Annotated in this window: 15 protein-coding genes; 9 read left to right on the forward strand and 6 right to left on the reverse strand. The window is 69.8% G+C overall.

Features of this window, described 5'->3' with window-relative positions:
* Window positions 1-10: 10 nt before the first annotated feature.
* Window positions 11-1,150: a transcription antitermination factor NusB gene (locus VNO22_06180; protein HXG60938.1), complete on the forward strand. Its 1,140-nt coding sequence runs from the start codon at window positions 11-13 to the stop codon at window positions 1,148-1,150.
* On the opposite strand, the gene VNO22_06185 is transcribed toward VNO22_06180, so the two are convergent.
* Together VNO22_06185 and VNO22_06190 are read right to left on the reverse strand one after the other, a co-directional pair.
* A complete protein-coding gene (locus VNO22_06185) occupies window positions 1,147-1,833 on the reverse strand; it encodes a hypothetical protein (GenBank protein ID HXG60939.1) in 687 nt (228 codons plus the stop codon). The two genes, VNO22_06180 and VNO22_06185, sit on opposite strands and share 4 nt — an antisense overlap.
* Before the next feature lie 33 nt (window positions 1,834-1,866).
* On the reverse strand, window positions 1,867-3,120 hold the full coding sequence (locus VNO22_06190) for a PHB depolymerase family esterase (protein HXG60940.1): 1,254 nt from the start codon (window positions 3,118-3,120) through the stop codon (window positions 1,867-1,869).
* 59 nt (window positions 3,121-3,179) lie between these two features.
* Here VNO22_06190 and VNO22_06195 point away from each other — a divergent pair, with 59 nt between their 5' ends.
* Window positions 3,180-4,052 (forward strand): DUF58 domain-containing protein, encoded by an 873-nt coding sequence (locus tag VNO22_06195; GenBank protein ID HXG60941.1) that lies wholly within the window; start codon window positions 3,180-3,182, stop codon window positions 4,050-4,052.
* Window positions 4,049-5,866 (forward strand): VWA domain-containing protein, encoded by a 1,818-nt coding sequence (locus VNO22_06200; GenBank protein ID HXG60942.1) that lies wholly within the window; start codon window positions 4,049-4,051, stop codon window positions 5,864-5,866. Before VNO22_06195 ends, VNO22_06200 begins: the two co-directional genes overlap by 4 nt.
* 16 nt (window positions 5,867-5,882) lie before the next feature.
* Here the strand turns inward: VNO22_06200 and VNO22_06205 are convergent, their stop codons facing one another.
* The 4 genes from VNO22_06205 to VNO22_06220 all read right to left on the reverse strand — a co-directional run bounded on the left by VNO22_06205 (window position 5,883) and on the right by VNO22_06220 (window position 10,163).
* Complete coding sequence (locus tag VNO22_06205; GenBank protein HXG60943.1) at window positions 5,883-6,809, reverse strand: carbon-nitrogen hydrolase family protein; 927 nt, start codon at window positions 6,807-6,809, stop codon at window positions 5,883-5,885.
* Window positions 6,810-6,832: 23 nt separating this feature from the next.
* Entirely contained in the window at window positions 6,833-8,260 is a 1,428-nt protein-coding gene (locus VNO22_06210) for an MFS transporter (protein HXG60944.1), read from the reverse strand.
* Between the two features lie 84 nt (window positions 8,261-8,344).
* Window positions 8,345-9,307, reverse strand: coding sequence for a hypothetical protein (locus VNO22_06215; GenBank protein ID HXG60945.1), 963 nt, complete (start codon window positions 9,305-9,307; stop codon window positions 8,345-8,347).
* 58 nt (window positions 9,308-9,365) lie between these two features.
* The gene (locus tag VNO22_06220) at window positions 9,366-10,163 is read right to left on the reverse strand and encodes a dienelactone hydrolase family protein (protein HXG60946.1); all 798 of its coding nucleotides are present in this window, start codon (window positions 10,161-10,163) and stop codon (window positions 9,366-9,368) included.
* Between the two features lie 152 nt (window positions 10,164-10,315).
* On the opposite strand from VNO22_06220, the gene VNO22_06225 reads away from it, so the two are divergent.
* From VNO22_06225 to VNO22_06250, 6 genes are all read left to right on the forward strand, one after another.
* Window positions 10,316-11,668, forward strand: coding sequence for an orotidine 5'-phosphate decarboxylase / HUMPS family protein (locus tag VNO22_06225; GenBank protein ID HXG60947.1), 1,353 nt, complete (start codon window positions 10,316-10,318; stop codon window positions 11,666-11,668).
* A gap of 12 nt (window positions 11,669-11,680) precedes the next feature.
* Window positions 11,681-12,172, forward strand: a complete 492-nt coding sequence (locus tag VNO22_06230; GenBank protein HXG60948.1) for a UvrB/UvrC motif-containing protein — start codon at window positions 11,681-11,683, stop codon at window positions 12,170-12,172.
* A complete protein-coding gene (locus VNO22_06235) occupies window positions 12,169-13,221 on the forward strand; it encodes a protein arginine kinase (protein HXG60949.1) in 1,053 nt (350 codons plus the stop codon). Before VNO22_06230 ends, VNO22_06235 begins: the two co-directional genes overlap by 4 nt.
* A 63-nt stretch (window positions 13,222-13,284) precedes the next feature.
* A complete protein-coding gene (locus VNO22_06240) occupies window positions 13,285-16,920 on the forward strand; it encodes a hypothetical protein (GenBank protein ID HXG60950.1) in 3,636 nt (1,211 codons plus the stop codon).
* Window positions 16,917-17,555 carry a hypothetical protein gene (locus VNO22_06245; protein HXG60951.1) on the forward strand — a complete coding sequence of 213 codons (639 nt, stop codon included), beginning with the start codon at window positions 16,917-16,919 and terminating at the stop codon, window positions 17,553-17,555. The genes VNO22_06240 and VNO22_06245 overlap by 4 nt, the downstream gene beginning before the upstream one ends.
* Entirely contained in the window at window positions 17,552-18,598 is a 1,047-nt protein-coding gene (locus VNO22_06250) for a hypothetical protein (protein ID HXG60952.1), read from the forward strand. Before VNO22_06245 ends, VNO22_06250 begins: the two co-directional genes overlap by 4 nt.
* The last annotated feature ends 47 nt before the right edge of the window (window positions 18,599-18,645 follow it).

An 18,645-nucleotide genomic window follows, 5' to 3' on the forward strand; every position in this document is an offset into this window, starting at 1 on the left:
GACCGCCGCCGTGGCCCGCAACGTCCGCGATCTGGCCGCCCGGGTCCTCGAGGAGGCCGAACGGGGCCGCGCGTTCGTGGACGATGTTCTGGCCGCCCACCGGACGGCCGGCCTGTCCCGCCGCGACCGGGCGCTGCTGACCGCCCTCGTCTACGGCGTCACCCGCCGGCGCCGGACGCTCGACTGGCTGATCGATCGCTGCGCGGCGCGCGTGGACCCCCGCGTCCGACAGCACCTCCGGGTGGCGCTCTTTCAGATCCGCTACCTCACGCGCGTGCCCCGCCATGCCGCCGTCCACGAGGCCGTGGAGCTGGCCAAAGGGTTCGGCCGCCGGGCGGCCGGATTCGTCAACGCCGTCCTGCGGCGCGCGGCGGACCTCGAACTTCCGGATCACCTGGGGGTGCGGACCTCGCATCCGGATTGGCTCCTGGAGCGCTGGCGCCGGCGATTCTCGAGGGAAGAACTCCTCCGCATCCTCGAGGCCGACAACGCCGCCCTCCCCGTCACCGCCCGCGACCGGCGGACCGGCGCCGGGGTCGAGGTCGAAGGCGATCCCACCGAGCTTCCCGGCTGGGACGAAGGCCGCTACGTGGTGCAGGACGAAACGTCGATGAAAGCCGCACCGCTTCTGGCCCCGCGTCCCGGCGAACGTGTGCTCGACCTGGCCGCCGCTCCCGGAGGGAAGACCGCCCATCTGGCCGACCTCATGGAGGGACGCGGCCTTCTCGTCGCGGTCGATCTTCCCGGCCGCATCGAACTCGTGCGGGAAACCGTCCGGCGCCTCGGGCTCTCCCACGTCCGCCTGGTGGCGGCGGACGGAACGCGGGCGGCCTTCCGGGAACCCTTCGACGCGATCCTGCTGGACGCCCCCTGCTCCAACACCGGCGTGCTCGCCCGCCGGCCCGACGTGCGCTGGCGCCTGCGGGAAGCCGACATCGCCGGCGCCGCGGCGCTCCAGCGGCGCCTCCTCGAAAACGCCGCGCGGCTTCTCAAGCCCGGCGGACGGCTGGTCTACTCCACCTGCAGTCTGGAGCCCGAAGAGAACCGCGTGGACGTTCCCGGACTCCGCGTCCTTCACGAGGAGTGGATCCTGCCGACGGAACGGGCGTCGGGCGGGTACATGGCGCTGGCCGTCCGGGAAGGGACTTAAGCGCCGCCTCCGAGCAGGTCGTGGAGGCGGAAGGCGTGGTGGACCGCCGACTCCATCTCGTCGGGCCGGTGGATGAGGTCTTCCGTCCGCAGCCGGAACAGAGCGCGGGAGTCGCCGCGCGGGGAGATCTTCAGCCGGAAGTCGCGCACGCCGGGGAGACGCGAGAGGACGACGAGGCTTTCGACCAGCGGCGAAGGGGCGGCGCTTTCGGGAGCGCCGTCCGTCAGAAGCTCCCGGATCGTCGCCGCGGCGGCCGCGTCCGCGTAGATATCCGCCGCCTCGTCGACGAGCGGCTCGGCGGACGGCACGCGTCCGAGAACGCGCCAGCCTTCCGCGGCGAACGCCCAGGGCGGGCGCACCGGGCGCCGGCTCCGGAAGATCGCCCGGACGATCGGGTCCGGCCCCGGATCCAGGCGCACGGCCACCGCGTCCTCGGCGGGGAGAAAAAGGACCGCCGGCCGTCCCTCGTGGACGAGACGCAGATGCGGCGGCCCCAGGAAGGTGGATTCCATCCTCACGGAGTCGAAGCGCCCGCGAAGCCGGTCGGCCAGATCTCTGAGGCGCCGCGTCCGGTCCCGGGACCCCCGGGTCATCTCGTAAACCACCCGCACGGGGACCGCCAGGATCACCAGTCCGATCCCCACGAGCACGAACGTCTCGATCCCGTCCGGTATTTCGGGCATCCCTTTCCTTACGATCCCTCCGGCGTCCGCCGGTTACGGAATCCGCACGCTCACGACGGCCGTGTAGAGCAGTCCGCGGTCCCGCCGAGCCGACTCCAGAAGCGTGTCGAGCGACGGCCGCGGCGTGAAACTCGAACGCGTTCCGTTGGCCGTGACGGCGAGCGGGCGGCTGAAATCGATCATTCTCTCGTGCAAGTATATCCGGAGTTCCCTGGCCCCGGAGGCGGTCACCCGGATTTCGTTGGCGTCGCGCCGAATCTCCGCGCGGACCCGGACCTCGCCCGCCAGCGCGCGCCGGGTCTCCAGAACGTCGCCCTCGAAGTCCGTGAAGCGGCGCTCCACCCGTTCCGGTTCCCGGAAGGCCTCGATTTCCAGCCAGAAGGCCCGGTTGAAGAGGCGCTCGGAGGTCGCCAGACCCGCGCGGAGCGGATAGGCGTCGCGCCGGCGGGCGGACATCCAGTCCAGGACCGCGCCGTTCTCCTGGGTGAACGCTTCGTGTCCCCCTTCCGGGTATTCGCGGTAGACGAGAGGCGCTCCGAGCTCTTCGAGCCGCGCGCGGGCCTGTTTCACCCAGGCGTAGGGGAGCTTGGGGTCGCGCGCCCCGACGATCCAGGTGACGGGCGTGGCCAGGAGGTTTTCCAATCCCTCGGCCTCGACGGGCGCGTCCGGTCCCGGCGCGGTGCGCCGGAAGGCCGGTCCGCCCGAACGGGCGCAGACGGCTGCGAAGCGGTCGGGATAGGCGCAGGCGAGCTGGAAGGCGCCGTTTCCTCCCATGGAAGCCCCGTCCAGGAACACGCGGTCGGGGTCGATCGCGAAGGACGCGGCCGTTTCGCGCAGCGCGGTGAAGACGTAGGCGTGGCCCAGGAGGGACCTTCCCCATCCGCCGCGTCCGGCCGTGGGGGCCAGGACGAACCAGTCCTCGAGCCGGGCCGACTCCGGAAGCCATCGCCGCAGCGCGTCGTCCGCGGTTCCGCTCTGGCCGTGGAGGAGGACGAGGATCGGCCACCGCCGGGAGGGCGTGTAGCGCGCGGGGACGCGAAGGAGATATTCGAAGGGCGCGGCCCGGGGATGATCGGCGACGGTCTTCCGGCGCACCGTCGCGCCGGGGGCGGCGCTTTCGGAAAAGGCGGGAATGCTTTCCCGGATCGCGCGTTCGGCCTCCGCGAGGGACATCCGGATTTCCGCGCGGATCGCGGAGCGCGTCCGGGGATCCGGTTCGCGGAGGTACCGTTCCAGGGCGGATTCCTGAAGCGCCGGCAGGAGCAGAAAAAGAAGCTTCTGCGCCATCCAGCCATTGTACGCCGCGCGGTGGCGCTCCGCGGCGGTCGCGTGCTATCATGCGCCGCATGCCGTTCGACGGCGCTTTTCTCAAGACGCTCGAGGCCCTCAATCTCCTGGCCCGCAAGACGCTCGGGGGGGACGCCCGGGCGGACCGGCAGGCGCCGCGCAAGGGGGCGTCCATCGAGTTCGCCGATTACCGTCCCTACGCGCCCGGCGACGAGATCCGCTACATCGACTGGAACGTCTATGCGCGGCACGGGAGTCTGTTCGTCAAGGAGTTCTCGGCCGAGGAGAACGTCCATGTGTCGGTGCTCCTGGATGCCTCGGGTTCCATGGAGTTCGGCGGGAAATTCGAAGCCGCGCGGGAGCTGGCCGCGGCGCTCGGTTACATCGGGCTGGCCAACTACGATACCGTAAGCCTCTACGCCTTCTCTTCGGACCTCCGGGCGCTTCAGAGTTTTCTGCGGGGCAAGGGCCGGGTGTTCGATCTCCTCGGCTCGCTCGAGGGACTGTCGCCCGGGGGCGCCACGGACATGGCGGCGGCCTTCCGCGGGAGCCTGCCGCGGCTGCGGGGGCGCTCGCTGGTTCTTCTGGTGAGCGATTTCTACGATGAAGCGGGATTCCGGGAGGCGGTCCGGGCGCTTCTGGCGCGGCGCCACGAGGTTCGCCTGATCCACCTGGTGGCTCACGAGGAAGTGGCCCCGTCGGTCCGGGGACGGTACCAGCTCCTGGATCTCGAGACCGGTCGGGCGCGGGACGTCGTGGTGGAACCCGGGACCGTGGAGGCGTACCGCCGCCGGTTTTCCCGCTTCTGCCGCGAGATCGACGAATTCAGCCGCGCCCACGAGCTTCCGTGCGCGCGCGTCCTGGCCGAGGAGCCCCTGGACCGGCGGGTCATCGAGGTCCTGCGCGCGGGCGGCATCCTGGAGCACCGATGAGGTTCGATCATCCCGCGGCGCTGGGGCTTCTGGGGCTGGCGGTCCCGCTGATCGCGCTTCATCTCTATCGGGGCCGCGTGCACCGCTGGGCGGTGCCGTCGCTGCGGTTCTGGGACGAAGGGCTCCGGGAGGACGATCGCCGCACGGGGTGGCGGCGGCTGCGGCGGTGGGCGTCGCTGGCGATGGCGCTGGCGGCCCTGATCCTTTTCACGCTGGCCCTGGCGGGGCCCTCGATTCCGGGTCTCACGCGCGAGCCCGGGCGCTACGCGATCGTTGTGGACAACAGCCCCAGCATGGCGGCGCGGGAGCCGGACGGGAGAACGCGTCTGGAGCATGCTCTCGAGCGTGCGCGCGAGTTTCTGCGCCGCCGCGGATCGGGCGACGAGGCGGCGGTCTTCGATCGGACCGGGCTGCGCCTGCCGTGGACCCGGGATCTCGAACGGGCGGCCCGCGAAATGGCGGTTCCTCCGGTGGCGGATCCGGGGAGCCGCCGCACCGGGATCCGGGCCGCGCGGGCGTCGGGGGCCGACGTGACGGTCGTCTTCTTCGGCGACGCCCCTCCCGCACCGGAGCCCCCGGGGAACGGCCCGCTGCGGTTCGTGCCGGTGGGCACTCCTTTGGAGAACTCGGGCTGGATCTCCGGGGTTCTGGAACGCCGGCCCGGGGAAAAGACGCTCAACCTCCACCTCTCGGCGGCGGCTTGGGCGGACGGCCCGGTGCGCCGCACGGCGGTCCTCTCGTTCGAAGACAGGGTTCTGGAGCGGCGGGAACTGGAGATTTCTCCAGGTCGGCCGCTGGAAGTGGCCTGGACGCTCGATCCGGCGCGTCATGCCGGCGCCGGGCTCGAGGAGGGCGGCCGGGTGCGGGTGTCCTGTGAGCCGGCGGACGCTTTTCCCCTCGACGACGAGGCCTGTTTCGTCGCGCCGCCGCTGTCGCCTCCGGGGGTGGTGGTCTTTCATGGGGGCCGGCCGGACGGGTTTCTGATGAAGGCCCTCGATTCGATGCGCGAGTCGGGACTCGTGCGCGAGGTGCTGCATGCTCCGGCGGAGCGGTACGCTCTCCTGAAGGACCGGGCGGGGGAGGGGTGGATTTTCGTTTTCGATCGCGCGGCGCCGGCGGCTTTGCCCGAACGCGGCGGCGTGCTCGTCCTGGGGGCGCCGGGGGAGCGGATCGTGGAGCGGCCGGTCGTGGTGGACTGGGACCGCGAGGCGCCGCCGAACCGGCTGGTGGACTACGGGGGATTGCTCCTGCGCCGGTCGGCGGTGCTCGGCGGGACGCCGCTTCTGAGCGCGGCGGAGGGGCCGCTGGCGACCTGGTCGGCCCGAGGCGGGCGGGCGTTGGTGGAGACGGGCTTCGCGTTCGAGGACAGCGAGCCGCGTCCCGCGCTGCCGATGATGCTTTTCAACTTCGTGGAGTGGGCCTCCTGGAGGGGCTTGCGGGCGTTCCGTCCGGTCGTTCGGGTGGGGGAGCCGCTGCGCCCGGAACGGTCTTTGTGGATCGACGAAGGGGAGCTGCGGTTCGGGCACCCGGGGGGGCCACGCCGGGTGCCGGTGCGGAACGGCCGTCCGGTCGAGGCGCCGCCGGCGGAGCCCGGGTTCACGCGCGCGCAGGCGGGGGATCGCGGCGAGTGGGTGGCGGCGAATCTGTTCGACGCGGAGGAGTCGGATCTCCGCCGCGCGGGTTCCGGGGAAGCGGCCGCTCTTCCGCCGCCGGTCCCGTGGCACGGACGCGTTCCGTTCACGCCCGTGGCGGCCGCGGCGGCGATGATTCTATTGGCGCTCGAGTGGCTGCTTTTCCAGCGCGGCGTCGTTTGAGGGAGCGGCCGCGCCTTTACTTCCTTCCGCCTCCGAGGGGGAGGTCGTACCGCAGGATGAATTCTCTGGAATCGGCGCGATTCGTGGACGGGGGCATTTCGGCCAGGACCGCGCCGTCCGGGCCGATCACCCGGGCGCCGCTGGCCCAGCGGGCGGGGGTGTCGTCCTGGGCCGGCGGATCGAATTCAGGGCTGTACCGGGCCGCATGGTTGTGCAGCGCGGCGTAGACCTTGAATTCCGCGATCCAGCCGGAGGGGCCGACCCACGCCCGGCGGAAGTTGTACCAGCCCGAGACGGTGGAGCCCGTGACGTTGGCGTGAGGGGCGTAGATGAGCTGCGCGCCGTTGTCCACGAGGGCCTTGAGGTTCTCGCGATACGAACCGTCCCCGCAGGTGGCGATGCCGACCTTGACGCCTTTGACGTCGAAGACGGCGTGGACCGTCCCGGCCTCGGTGAACCCCTTTTCCTGGGTCAGGACGATCTTGGCGTGACGGCCGACGAGCTTTCCGTCCGGTCCGAGGATGACGTGGGCGTTCCAGCGTTTCCCCGCGGCGTCCTCCTCGGCGAGTCCGGCGGCGATGTAGACGCGCTTTTCGGCCGCCTTGCGGGCCAGTTCGCCGAGTTCGGGGCCGTCGAGGCGGAGCCACGTCATGTCCTTGCTGAATCGGTATCCGTTGAGGGACAGCTCCGGGAATCCGATGAAGTCCACGCCCTCCTTGCAGATCCGGTCGATGAAATAGAGATGCCGGTCGAGGTTGAGCCGCAGGTTCTTCCGATTCGCTTCGCCGTCGGGGCCGTCGGTGAAACGACATTTCATGTTGACGAGGGCGATGCGGAGCTTGCCGGGGGCGGCATCGGCCGGATTCTCCTGGGCGCCCGCCGGGAGGTCCGGCAGAGCGGGGAGCAGGAGCGCGGCCAGGACGGCGCGGAAAGCGGGTCGCATCGAACGTCCTCCCGGGAGGGGCGTCAGGCCTCCTTGGGCCCCTCCGCGTCGAAGAATTTCCGGGGCGAGGCCGGCGGCGCCGGCGCCGGGTCGAAATCGGCGTCCTCGGGAAGAGGCTTTCCTTTGGTTTCGGGGCCCATCCAGGTTCCGATGAAGCCCAGGATGTAGACGCAGACGACGACGCTGGCCGCCTGGGGCCAGCCCCATTCCTTCTTTAGGAACCCGAGCGCGAACGGGGCGGCCGCCGCGAGGATTCGGGCCGCGTTGTAGGCGAACCCGCAGCCCGTCGTGCGCAGCCGGGTCGGAAAAAGCTCGGGGAAATAGATCGTGAAGCCGGAGAAGGGGCCCAGGGTGAAGAACCCCATGATCGGCGCCAGGACCAGGGCGTATCCTTTGGCGTCCGCTCCCTGGCCGGACACCGTCCAGAAGAACAGGAGGACCGAGGCCCACGCCAGGGCGTAGGACGTGAAGAAGGCGATCCGGCGGTTGGAGCGCTCGGAGAAGATCGCCCACATATAGATGCCGAAGAAGGAGCCCAGGTTCTGAAGCAGGAACATGACGTTCTTGACCTGGTTGCGCTCGTCCACTCCGACGCCGCCCTTTTCGAGCTCGACGAGGACAAGGTCCGTGCTGAAAAACCCGACGCCCCACAGGGCGCCCACGCCGGCCGTGCCCATGAGAACGGCCGCGATCAGGTTGCGGCGCAGCACGGGATGCCGGAAGAGCTCTCCGATCTTGCCCAGCTCGCGGCCCACCGTGGCGCGCTCCTTGGCATGGACCCACTGCTCGGGCTCCTTGACCGAGCGGCGGATCCAGAGGACCAGGAGCGCCGGGGCCGCGCCCACGAAGTACACGAACCGCCAGTCCATGCCGGCCCCTTCGATGAGCCAGGTGATGGCCGCCGCGGTCATGTTGCCCACGGCGGAAAGGGCCTGGAGAAGCCCCAGCGCCATCGGCCGGGAGCGCTGAGGGAAGGTTTCGGCCACGAGGGCGGCGCCGGCGGCCCATTCTCCGCCGACCCCGAGCCCCGTCATGAATCGCATGAAGGCGTACAGGACCCAGTTGTGGACCAGGCCGCTTCCGCCCGTGAAAAGCGCGTAGATCAGGATCGTGAGGATCATCGTCTTCGTGCGTCCCAGGCGGTCGCCCAGGATGCCGAAGATGAATCCACCGGCGGCCCAGCCGATGAGGAACACGGCCGTCACGACGCTGCCCTTGTAGGCCACCTCGTCCTGGAACTTCTTGGCCTCCTCGGGCGTGAGCTTCTGGCGCTCCTCCCGCGACATGAGGAGGTCTTCCATGGAGGACTTGCGGACCAGATTGAAGAGGTTCTGGTCCATGGTGTCGAAGAGCCAGCCGAGGGCCGAGATGATGAGGACCACCCAGCAGTAGCGGTCCAGGCCCTGGTACCACTTCAGGGGGGCGCCGCCGGTTCGGTTCGTGTCGTTCACGGTTTGTCTCCGTAACCGTTGGTCTCCGCCCCCCGTGAAGGCGCGATCTTACCGGATCCCGGCGGCTTCCGGAAGGAAAACGGGCTATCCGCCGAAGAAGAAATGAAGTCCGACCCCCAGGTTCCACTGGAAGGCGTTTTCCAGATCTTCCTCGTCCACCTCGTCGATCGTGTGATCTTCCACGAAAAGGACGCCTCCTCCGAGGGTCAGCGTGAACCCTCCGCCGAGCTTCGCGTACACGGAGGCCTCGAATCCGAAGCGGAAGTGCGCCTCCTCGATCGCTTCGCTTCCGCTCTCCTCCGTCACGTCTTCGCCCACGAAGAAGAAGAGCGCCCGCGTGTCCAGGCGCATCGTCGGCGAGAGGTGCCATTCCGCTCCCGCCAGGATCGTCCACAGGTCCGCCCGCTCCTCATCCACATCGTTGCGCTCGCGTTCGCCGCCCCAGAGGTACGAGACGACGAGATACGGCTCGACGAGCCCCAGGTTCTTGCTGATGCCGGCGAGGCCTCCGAACTTCCACACTCCCTGGCCGATGCCGCCCTCTTCCCCCTCGGACACCGAACTTCCCCCGACTTCAAGCTCCGGGTCTCCCCGCTTGTCGTTGCCCGTGGGGGCCACCGCGATCGCGCCCACGATGAGCTGCGGCGACGAGGCGTCCTCCCGGAGGAGGCGCAACACGGGCGAGATCTGGAGATCTCCGAATCCCAGAGATTCCTCCTCGCTCTCGAAGGAGACTCCAAGGGCCTCTCCATCCCCTTCCAGGGTCCCCCGGAAGCGGTAGGGAATCGAAAGCTCTACCTCCAGGCCCGCCCCGATTCCTACGGCGACCCCGAGCAGCGCCTCGAAGGTCTGTTCCTCGAAGTCCGCTTCGAACACGGGGTCGTTGCGGACGTCTCCCTGGCCGCTCAGGAACTGAAGGCGCGCCGTGGCGGAGAACTGGCCGGCCTCGAGAACGTCGGTGGGGGTCAGGGCGTCGTCCTGCGCCCATGCCGCCGGGACGCCGGCCAGGAGGAAGCCGAGAACGGCCAAACCGCGCGTGCGAGTCATGTCCTGTCCCTCCCCAAGAGTAAAGCGTTCGCAGCTCAGGCGGCGGACTCCGTTTCCGTCAGAGTTTGCGCAGCAGCTCCTTCCAGCGGGCCCAGGCCTCCTGGCGGGCTTTTCGGTCGCCCTCGCGGCCGTCGGGTCCTTCGCCGGATCGCATGAAGCCGTGGCCGGCTCCGGGGTAGATCACGGCTTCGTAGGTCTTGCCGAGTTCGCGCATCGCCGCGCGGGTCTTCTCGATGCCCGCGTTGATGCGCGCGTCGTTTTCGCCGTAGAAGCCGTACACGGGGGCGTCGATGCGGCGGAGGGCTTCACGATCCTCGGGCGCGGGGCCGTAGAAGACGAACGCGGCCGCCAGCCCTGGCCGGTTCGTGGCGAACCGGAACGCCTGCCCGCCGCCCCAGCAGAATCCCGCCACGGCCACCTTGCCGTTGGAGGCGGGGAGCTTGGCCACGTAGTCGGCCGCCGCCTTGAGATCGGCGGTCACCTGGTCCGGAGGGAGCTTATAGAGCGCCTCCCGGGCGGCGTCCTGGCTCGGGAAGTCCGAGGTCTTGCCGCCCCCGGGACCCATCCCCGAAAGGAGATCCGGCGCCAGGGCGATGTATCCCGCTTCCGCCAGCTGGTCGGCCACGCCGCGGACCCAGTCGGTCAGGCCGCGGTTCTCGTGGATGACGACGACCGCCGTCGCCTTCTCTTTGACTTCAGGAAAGACGAGAAAGCCGTGCAGCGTGCGGCCGCCGTGCTCGATCCGCACCCACTCGTGATGCCGGGGGGATTTTTCCAGACGCTCGGCCGGGGGTTCCTGGCCGGCCGCCGGAAGGATCCCCCAGAGCAGAAGGCACGCCGTTCCGTATGCGCGCATGGGCGACCTCCTTCAAACACCGCCGATCATAACCCCGGACGCCGGAGTTGCAAAACCTTTCCCCCTCTGCCCATGGAACGTCTTCCGTTTCCCCGCGGGTGCAGGAGGGCTCCTTGTCGGCCGCCCCGGAGGGTGGTAAGATGACCGCGCCTATGGAACCCGTCCTCCAGGTGGCCCTCGATTTTCTCGAGCTTTCGCGCGCTCTGGGAGTGGCCCGCGAGGCGTGGAAGGGCGGGGCGACGTGGCTGGAGGCCGGCACGCCCCTCATCAAGAGCGAGGGGCTGGAGGCCATCCGGGCGCTGCGGCGCGAGTTCCCGCGGGCCTACCTCATCGCGGACCTCAAGACCCTGGACGCCGGGCGGGCGGAGTTCGAGGCGGCCGCCAAGGCGGGAGCCAATTGCGCCACCGTCTGCGTCACCGACAGCGACGCCACGGTCCTCGAGTGCATCGAGGCCGGGCGCAACTACGGCATCGACGTCTGCGTGGATCTCTTGGCGCTGCGGGCCCGGGAGGCGGTGGAGCTGTGCCGCAAGCTCGAGGAATGGGGGGCTCATCACGTCTGCCTGCACCTTCCGATCGACGACCAGATGCGCGGGCGGGCGGTCACCGGGGAGCTGCGCGCGCTGCGACCCCACGTGCGGATTCCCATCGCGGTGGCCGGCGGGATCAACAGCGAAACGGCGGCGGAGGTCGTCAAGGCCGGGGCGGACATCGTCATCGTCGGCGGCGCGATCACCAAGAGCGCCGACGCGGAAGGGGCCACCCGGACCCTGCTTCGGGCCATGCGGGAAGGGATCTCGATCGCCACGGATCTCTACAAGCGCGGGGGAACCGAGGAGGAAATCCGCCGCATCCTCGAGAAGGTTTCCACGCCCAACCTTTCGGACGCCATGCACCGCTCCGGAGATCTTCCGGGGCTTCAGTGCATCACCCCCGGCAAGAAGCTTGTGGGTCCGGCCGTGACCGTGCGGGCCTACCCGGGGGACTGGGCCAAGCCCGTCGAGGCCATCGACCAGGCCCGGCCCGGGGACGTCATCGTGATCGACGCCGGCGGCGTGGGCCCGGCGCTCTGGGGGGAGCTCGCCAGCGAGTCCTGCCTTCAGCGCAAGGTGGCCGGGGTGGTCATCGACGGGGCGATTCGGGACGTCGATTCGATCCGCGCGATCGGCTTTCCGGCCCACGCGAAGCTCGTCACGCCCACCGCGGGCGAGCCCCGGGGGTTTGGGGAGATCAACGTGACGATCAAGGTCGGCGGCGTGCCCGTCTCGCCCGGGGACTGGATCGTGGGGGACGAGTCGGGGGTGGTGCGGATTCCCCGGGCCCGCGCGGTGGAAGTGGCCAACCGGGCGATGGACGTCCTGGAGCACGAAAACCGCCTGCGCGAGGAGATCCGGCGCAAGGCGACGCTCGGGAGCGTCGCGGAGCTTCACCGGTGGGAGAAGCAAATCGTGGAGTCCCTGGGCGGCGCTCAAAACGTCGATGAAAAGGGCCCGGGGAGGCGTTAAAATAGAGAGCGTATGACCTGCGAGAAATGCCATAAGAATCACGCCACCTACCATCTCACGGCCAAGGAGAACGGCGTGATGCGGGAGGCGCACCTGTGCGAGGAGTGCGCCCGGCAGGCGGGCGTCAACCTCAAGTTCAATTTCACGATCGGGGAGCTTCTCGGGAACCTCATGGAGCCCAAGGTTCCCAAGGCGCACCAGGTTCGCTGCCCCGAATGCGGCATCTCCTACGCGGAATTCAAGACCAAGGCCCGCCTGGGCTGCGCCCACGATTACGACGTCTTCCGGGCGGAGCTCCTGCGCCTCCTGGAGAAGATCCACGGGTCCACCACCCACGCCGGCAAGACGCCGCAGACCGTGGACGCCCAGGTGCGCCTGGAGAACGAGCTTATGCGCCTGAAGAAGGACCTCGAGTCGGTGGTCAAGAGCGAGGACTTCGAGAAGGCCGCGCAGATCCGCGACCGCATCAAGTCCCTGGAAACGGAACTCAACAAGAACCGATGAAAGTCGAGGACCTCCTGAGCCAGGCGGGGGAATGGCTCAAGGGGACGGGGCCGGAGGGCGACGTCGTGATCTCCAGCCGCGTCCGGCTCGCCCGCAATCTTCGCCGCTTTCCCTTCCTCACCGTGGCCTCGCCCGCCGTGCGGGCGGAGATCGAGCGGTTCGTCCGGCCGCGCCTCGAGAATGCGAAGCTCCCGCGGCGGCTGGCCTACTGGTCGCTCGAGGAACTTTCGCCCGTGGAGCGCCTGCTGCTCATGGAGCGGCATCTGATCAGCCGGGAACTGGCTCAGGGGGAGGGCGACCGCGGCGTGGCCGTGGGGCCGGACGAGTCGATCTCCATCATGGTCAACGAGGAGGACCACCTGCGCCTCCAGGTCATCCGGTCCGGCCTCCAGCTCGACGAGGCCTACGAGGAGATCGACCGGATGGACACCGCCCTGGAAGGCTCGCTCAACTTCGCCTTCAGCCCCCGGTTCGGCTACCTTACCGCGTGCCCCACCAACGTGGGCACCGGCCTGCGCATTTCGGTGATGCTGCACCTGCCGGCGGCGGTGCTCTCCAAACAGATGGACAAGGTCCTCCAGTCCCTCCAGCGCCTCAATTACACCGTCCGCGGCTTCTACGGAGAAGGGACCTCCCCGCTCGGGGATTTCTACCAGGTTTCCAACCAGATCACGCTGGGGAAGTCCGAACGGGACATCATCGCCGAAATGAAGAAGGTGGTCCCGGAGATCCTCAAGTTCGAGCGCGCGTGGCGCCAGCAGCTTCTGGGCAGCGAGCCCAAGCGTCTGGAAGACCGCGTGTGGCGCGCCTACGGGATCCTCAAGAACGCGCGGCGCATCTCTTCGGAAGAGGCCACCGAGCTTCTTTCCGCCCTGCGCCTGGGCGTCATCCTCAACGTGATCACCGGCATCCCCCTCAAGCTCGTCAACGAGCTGTTCGTCTTTACCCAGCCCGGCCACCTTCAGAAGGTCGAGCGCAAGATCCTCGAGCCCGACGAGCGGGACGTCGTCCGCGCCGAATTCATCCGGCGCCGCCTCGAAGGGTTCTGATCGCCGCGGCTTTTTCTCCGTCGATTCCTCGCCTCCGGCGCACACTTTCCGCGCGGAGGTTCGATGGAAGGCTCGGGCCGTCGCGGCGTGGCGCTCCTGGCGGTCCTGGGGGCGCTGGCGGTTCTGGCCCTCCTGGCGGTCGCCTTCACGACCCTCGCGGCGACGGACGCGCTCGTTTCCCAAAACGCCCTGGATGCCGCGCGCGCCCGGCTGCTCGCCGACGCGGGCGTGGAAGCCGCGGTGGCCCGGCTGCGCGGGCTCCTCGAACGCGGGGAACTGCCCGGCGAACCCGCGGTCCCTTCGTCGGGCCGGCGCCGCCTGCGCATCGAGGGACAGGAAATCGAGGTCGAAGGCCCTTCCGGACCGGGCACCTACGCGCGAAACGGAGATCTCTACGTCGTCCGCGTGCGCGACGCCCAGGGGCAGATCCACGTGAACGACGGCCTGGCGTGGGGCCCCGATCATGCGGTCAGCCGGAATCTGCGGAGAATCCTCAACGTCCTCGGCGCCCAGCCGTCCGTCCGCGTTCCCGGGCTCGGGGACAGGATCCTCGCGGCGCGGCCCGCTTCCGGATACGTCCACAAGGCGGATCTCCTGCGGGCCCTGGACGGCGACGCGGAAGCGTTCCGCCGCGTGCGCGACTTTCTCACGGTACGCGCGTGGTCCGATCCCGACGTGGTCCATCCCATCCCCCTCTCCGCCGAGGCGGTCCGTAGCTCCGGGTCTCCCGTGAGCTACGGCCGCCCCTCCGGCGGAGGCCGGCCGCTCTACCGCTACGGGCACCAGAAGAATTACCGCGGCGATGCCGTTCCGGGACCGCTCCTCTTCTTCGATCCCGGCCGCCCGGACCCGGCGCACAACGCGATCTGGGGCCGGGATTCCCTCAATCCTCAGTGGATCGAGGTCGTTTCGCGTTCTCCGGTTCATGTGAACGCCGCGCCGCGGGAAGTGCTCCTGGCGCTCCTGACGGATCTCGAAGGCGTCTTCCTCATCGAGCGCCGCCGCGCCGCCCCGGGGCCGATTCGGGGAGCCGGCGCGTCTCCCTGCCGCAGTCCGGGCGGAGCGTACGATTGGACCGCGCTTCGCTACACCTACGACGGTTCCGGCGAGGAGGGCGACGAGTGCGGGTTTCTTTACCGGACCGTTCCCTTCGTCGGTCCGGGAGGGCGTCACCGCGAAGGCATTTCCGCCGAGAAGGTCGTCGAAGAAATCCTGGCCTGCCGCGAGCGGCGCGCCTCTCCCGGGATTCCGGGTCTCCATTACGCGCAGGCTCCCTTCGGGGGGCCGTTCCGCACCTGGGCCCAGTTTCATCTTTTCGTCGACGAACTGGTTCGCGCCGGGCTGATCGCCGACCGCCGGGAGTCCTTCTTCTGGGATTACGGGCCGCGCGGCGAGCGGATCTTCGGTCCGCCGGCTCAGCTCCGCCTGGCTTCCCAGGCCGCCGGCGACGTCCTCAAGGCCAACTTCAACCCCAATCTCCACCTCAACGAGCTCAATCCCGACCGGCCTCTCTTTGCGCACGTGGATAAGACCGACCTCGTCGTGCATTCCACCGAGTTCTGCCTGACCCCGATGGGGTATTTTGAAATCGAATCCACGGGGCTCGTGCTCCGCCCGCGCGACGGGAGCGACGACGCGCTGGCGGCGTCCGACAACGAGCGGGTCGCGCGCGCCACGGTTACGGTTCAGGTGCGCCTCTTCGACGCCCTCCGGCAGACGACCCAGGGACAATTCGCGCGCGGGGAGCTTGCGCCTCGGCGCCGCGGGCCGGAAACGAACAACAACCGCGCGATCGAGATCGGGCCGGAGCCCGACAACGGACCCGCTCCGCTCGAGAACCGCTACGAGGGATATCTTCAGCTTCCGACGCTCGGATCGAACCTCCTCGGCGCGGCGGTGAAGCCGCCGGGCGCCCTCTGGACGACGCTGTCGGATCCCTCGTTTTACCCCGGGGCGCAGCCGCAGGCGCCGGGCGGACCCCATCTCGGCTCGGTGATCCATGCCCATTTTCAGCTGGATCACGCGGCGCACCATCACGCGGGGCGCGACGGGGATCCGGATCGAGCCCCGTGGGACGGGTTCCGCCTTCCCCAGGGAGCCTGGCAGACCGTCTTCGGCCGCCGCTGCTGTCTGAACCGCAACTGGGAGGATCGTACCGAGGAGTTTCCGGGGCCCTATTCGCCGGTGGAGGGCGCCCGCGCCGGGCGGTCGCGGGATCATCGTCTGGCTCGATCGTTCCGCCCGCCGCCGCCCGAGGGGGTGGAGGAGGTCGCTCCCAGCGACCTGCGGATCGACGGAGCTTACGTGGAGCGCGGATCGGCCTTCGGATACTGGATCGACGAGAGCGAAAGCTTCAACTTCAACGAGGGAACGGCCGCGTTCTGGTTCAAGCCGGCCTTCTTTCCGGAGGCCGCCGGGAAACGGCGGACGCTTCTTTCCGCCAGCCGCTACCACGCGCACGCTCCGGAGTTCATGAACCCTTCGCCCTTCGCGCTCTTCCTGACCCCTTCCCGCCCGGAAGCGGAGGATCGACCGCCGCTCTACACCGGCGGCGTGGATCGTTTCCGCCCCGCTTCGCTCCTTTTCGGCTTCGGATTCTCGACGCACACGGGCTACAACTGGGAGCTCTTGGGCCGCCAGGGACCGGAGGCGCACGCCACGGGTCACGCCTTCGTCTCCACGCCGCGCCTGGCGGCGGACGATTCCGACGCGCGCGCCGGCTTGCTCCGCGCGCATTCGTGGGTCCACATCGCGGTGACCTGGAGCATCCCGCGCCGGCGGCGGCTCGACGCGGACAGCGCCCGCATCTACGTCAATGGACGGCGCCTTCCCGGATCTGCGGGGATGGCGCATCCCTACGGAGATCCGGCGGAAGGCCAACCCTTCGAACGCACGCCGCGCTGGACGACCCATTCGCTCCAGGCGATCGTCCCCGGATCGGCGGGTCCCAAGTGGTGCAAGAACACCATCCGATTGGGCGGGGAACCCTCCGTGCTGGTCGAGCTTCCCCGAGATTCGGGGCTCTTTCCGGGAAACTACACGGCCGACGGAACGTTCGACGAGTTCTACCTCTGGATGGACCGGTCCCCCGCGTTCGGAGGCGGCCTCTGGGGGGCCCTCACGCTCTGGGCGCGGGGACGCTATTACCGGCCGGACGATGCCGACCCGGAGGATGCGCGGTTCGTCTCCGCGCCGATCGATCTGGGAGCGGTCTCGCGCCGCCGACCCCCTCCGCCGTCCGGGTCCGCCCAGGCGCGCGAATCGCCGCCGCCGGGCCGCCGGAAGCGCCTCCTGGCCGTGGCCTGGACGGAGTGGGCCGAGGACTACGACCGCGCGGGCGGCGTCCGGATGCGGCCCAGGATGTACGACCACGCCCAGGATCCTCCGGCGGAACTCCGGCCGGAGTCCGGCGCGGACGTCAACGGCCGCTCCGTCGCGTCCATGGCGGATCTGTTCGTCGAGCTGGACGGCTCCTGGAGGGGACCGTTCCGGGATCCGGCCTGGAGCCCGGTGCGCGGGACCGGAGGGAGGCCCCCGTCGATTGCCGATCCCGGCCGGGTGAGGTATGCGGTCAAGCTCAAGGCGGGCGCCGGCGCCTCGACGGGGGCGGTGCTTCTGGCTTCTCCGGTCGTGGACGACGTGACGCTTTATTTCGACGAAGAGGAACCGGAGTTCCTGAGCTGGACGAGGGAGCCATGATGCTTGCGGCGATCGCGGGGTGGCTGGCGGTGCAGGAGGCGTCCGGGGAAGCGCGCAGCGTTCTGGAAGCCCCGCTGCGCGTGGAGGAGTCCGTGGCTGGGAGCGACGCGATCAAGGTCGCTGCCGGGCTTCTCCGGATTCTTCCGAAAGGCGGGGTCGAGGCGGATTTTGCGGCGGCAGGGTCCGGCGGCCGGCGCGTCGTTTGGCGTTCGGGCGCGGCGCGGGATCCGATCTCGGCGGCCTTGGAGCTGTGGGGGATGAGGCCGGAAGAATATGAGCGCCGCTTTGCGGTGACGGTGGAATCGGAGGGGGAAGGCGGGTCGGGTGTGGTGGACGGAGAAGGGCGCCCTCGGGCTCCGGTGCACGTGCGCTGGCCGCGCGGCGTCCGCCCGGCGGTCGGGCCGGCGGATCCGGTTGCGGAATGTCTTGTCCTGCGGCTGGTGCCGCGCGAGGAGGCGTTGCGGTCGAAGGTGCGGTGCCTGCGCGCGTGGGTGGACCCGGCGACGCGGCGCCCCCGGAGAGTGGCGGTCGAGGAAGAGGGGCGCCGTCGGGTGTTCGTGGCGGGCGATTGGCGGGCCGTTCCGCCGTCGGTGGGCGGGGCGGACGAGACGGATTCCAGGAAGGAGGCGCGATGACGTACGCACTGTGGATCGTGGCGGCGTGGGCGGCGTCCGTTCAGGATCCCGAATGGACGCTGGGCGCGAGGGCGCGCAAGACCGCGGAGGGATTCGAGCTTCTGATTCGGGGATCGGGGGCGGTCGTTCGGGGAGCGGAGTCGGCGGAAGTTCGGATCCGCCGGCAGGTTCACCGCTACGACGAGGAGGCCGGAGTGCTGCGGACGGAATCGGCGGAGGAGGCGCGCGGCGGGGCGGTTTGCGCGCAGGACGGAGCCTTCGCGTATCGGGAGGCGTTCGAGGCGCCCATGGAAGTCGAGGTCGAGGCCGTCGTGAGGACGCCGGACGGCGGCGTGGCGCGGCGCGCTTCGGTTCTCGCCTGGACGGCGCCGGCGTACGCCGTGGCGGCGGCGCTTGAGGCGGACGCGCGCCGGGCGGAAGCCGCGATGGGAGGCATCGAGGGACTCCTGGACGAGCTTGAGGCGCTGGAGCCGGCGGGACCTTCGCGGGCCGCTGCGGCGCGCCGGCTGCGCGTGAAGATCGAGCGCCGCCGCGCCGAGTGGACGCCCGAGGTTTCACGGAACCTCCTTTCGGCCACCGCGGCGCTGGTGGACGGACTCATCGAAGATCTGCACACGGCGGCGGAGTCGGCGTCGGTCGGGCGACCCGCGGGCGGATTCCTCGCCCGGACGTCGGGGCGTCCGTTCTCGATCGAGGAGGCGCGGCGGCGGATCGAGCGGATCCGGGCCGTGCGCGTTCGCGAGCGGATGCTTGTCCTGGTGCGGGCGACGGCGGCGTTGCGGGAAGAGATCCGGGCCGGAGCGGCCACGGGGTGTCCCTTCCGCTGGTCGCGGATCGAGGAGGACGTGGAGCGTTCCCTTGAAGCGGCGGCGCAGGCGGATTCGGAAGGACACCTGGAGGGGCTCCTGGCGGCCACCCGGGATTTCCTGGCCGAAGCGGGCGGCGGAGGATGTCCCGAGTCGAAGAGCCCCGGAGCGGCGGAGCGGAGGCTGATCGAGCACGCGGAGGAACTGGAACGTCGATACCGCGCCGTCGGACCGTAGGCGCACCGGACTTGGTACAGTCGGCAGGGGATGGCCGGGAGCGAAAC

The organism is Planctomycetota bacterium, assembly GCA_035574235.1.
In the GTDB taxonomy this organism is placed as follows: domain Bacteria; phylum Planctomycetota; class MHYJ01; order MHYJ01; family JACPRB01; genus DATLZA01.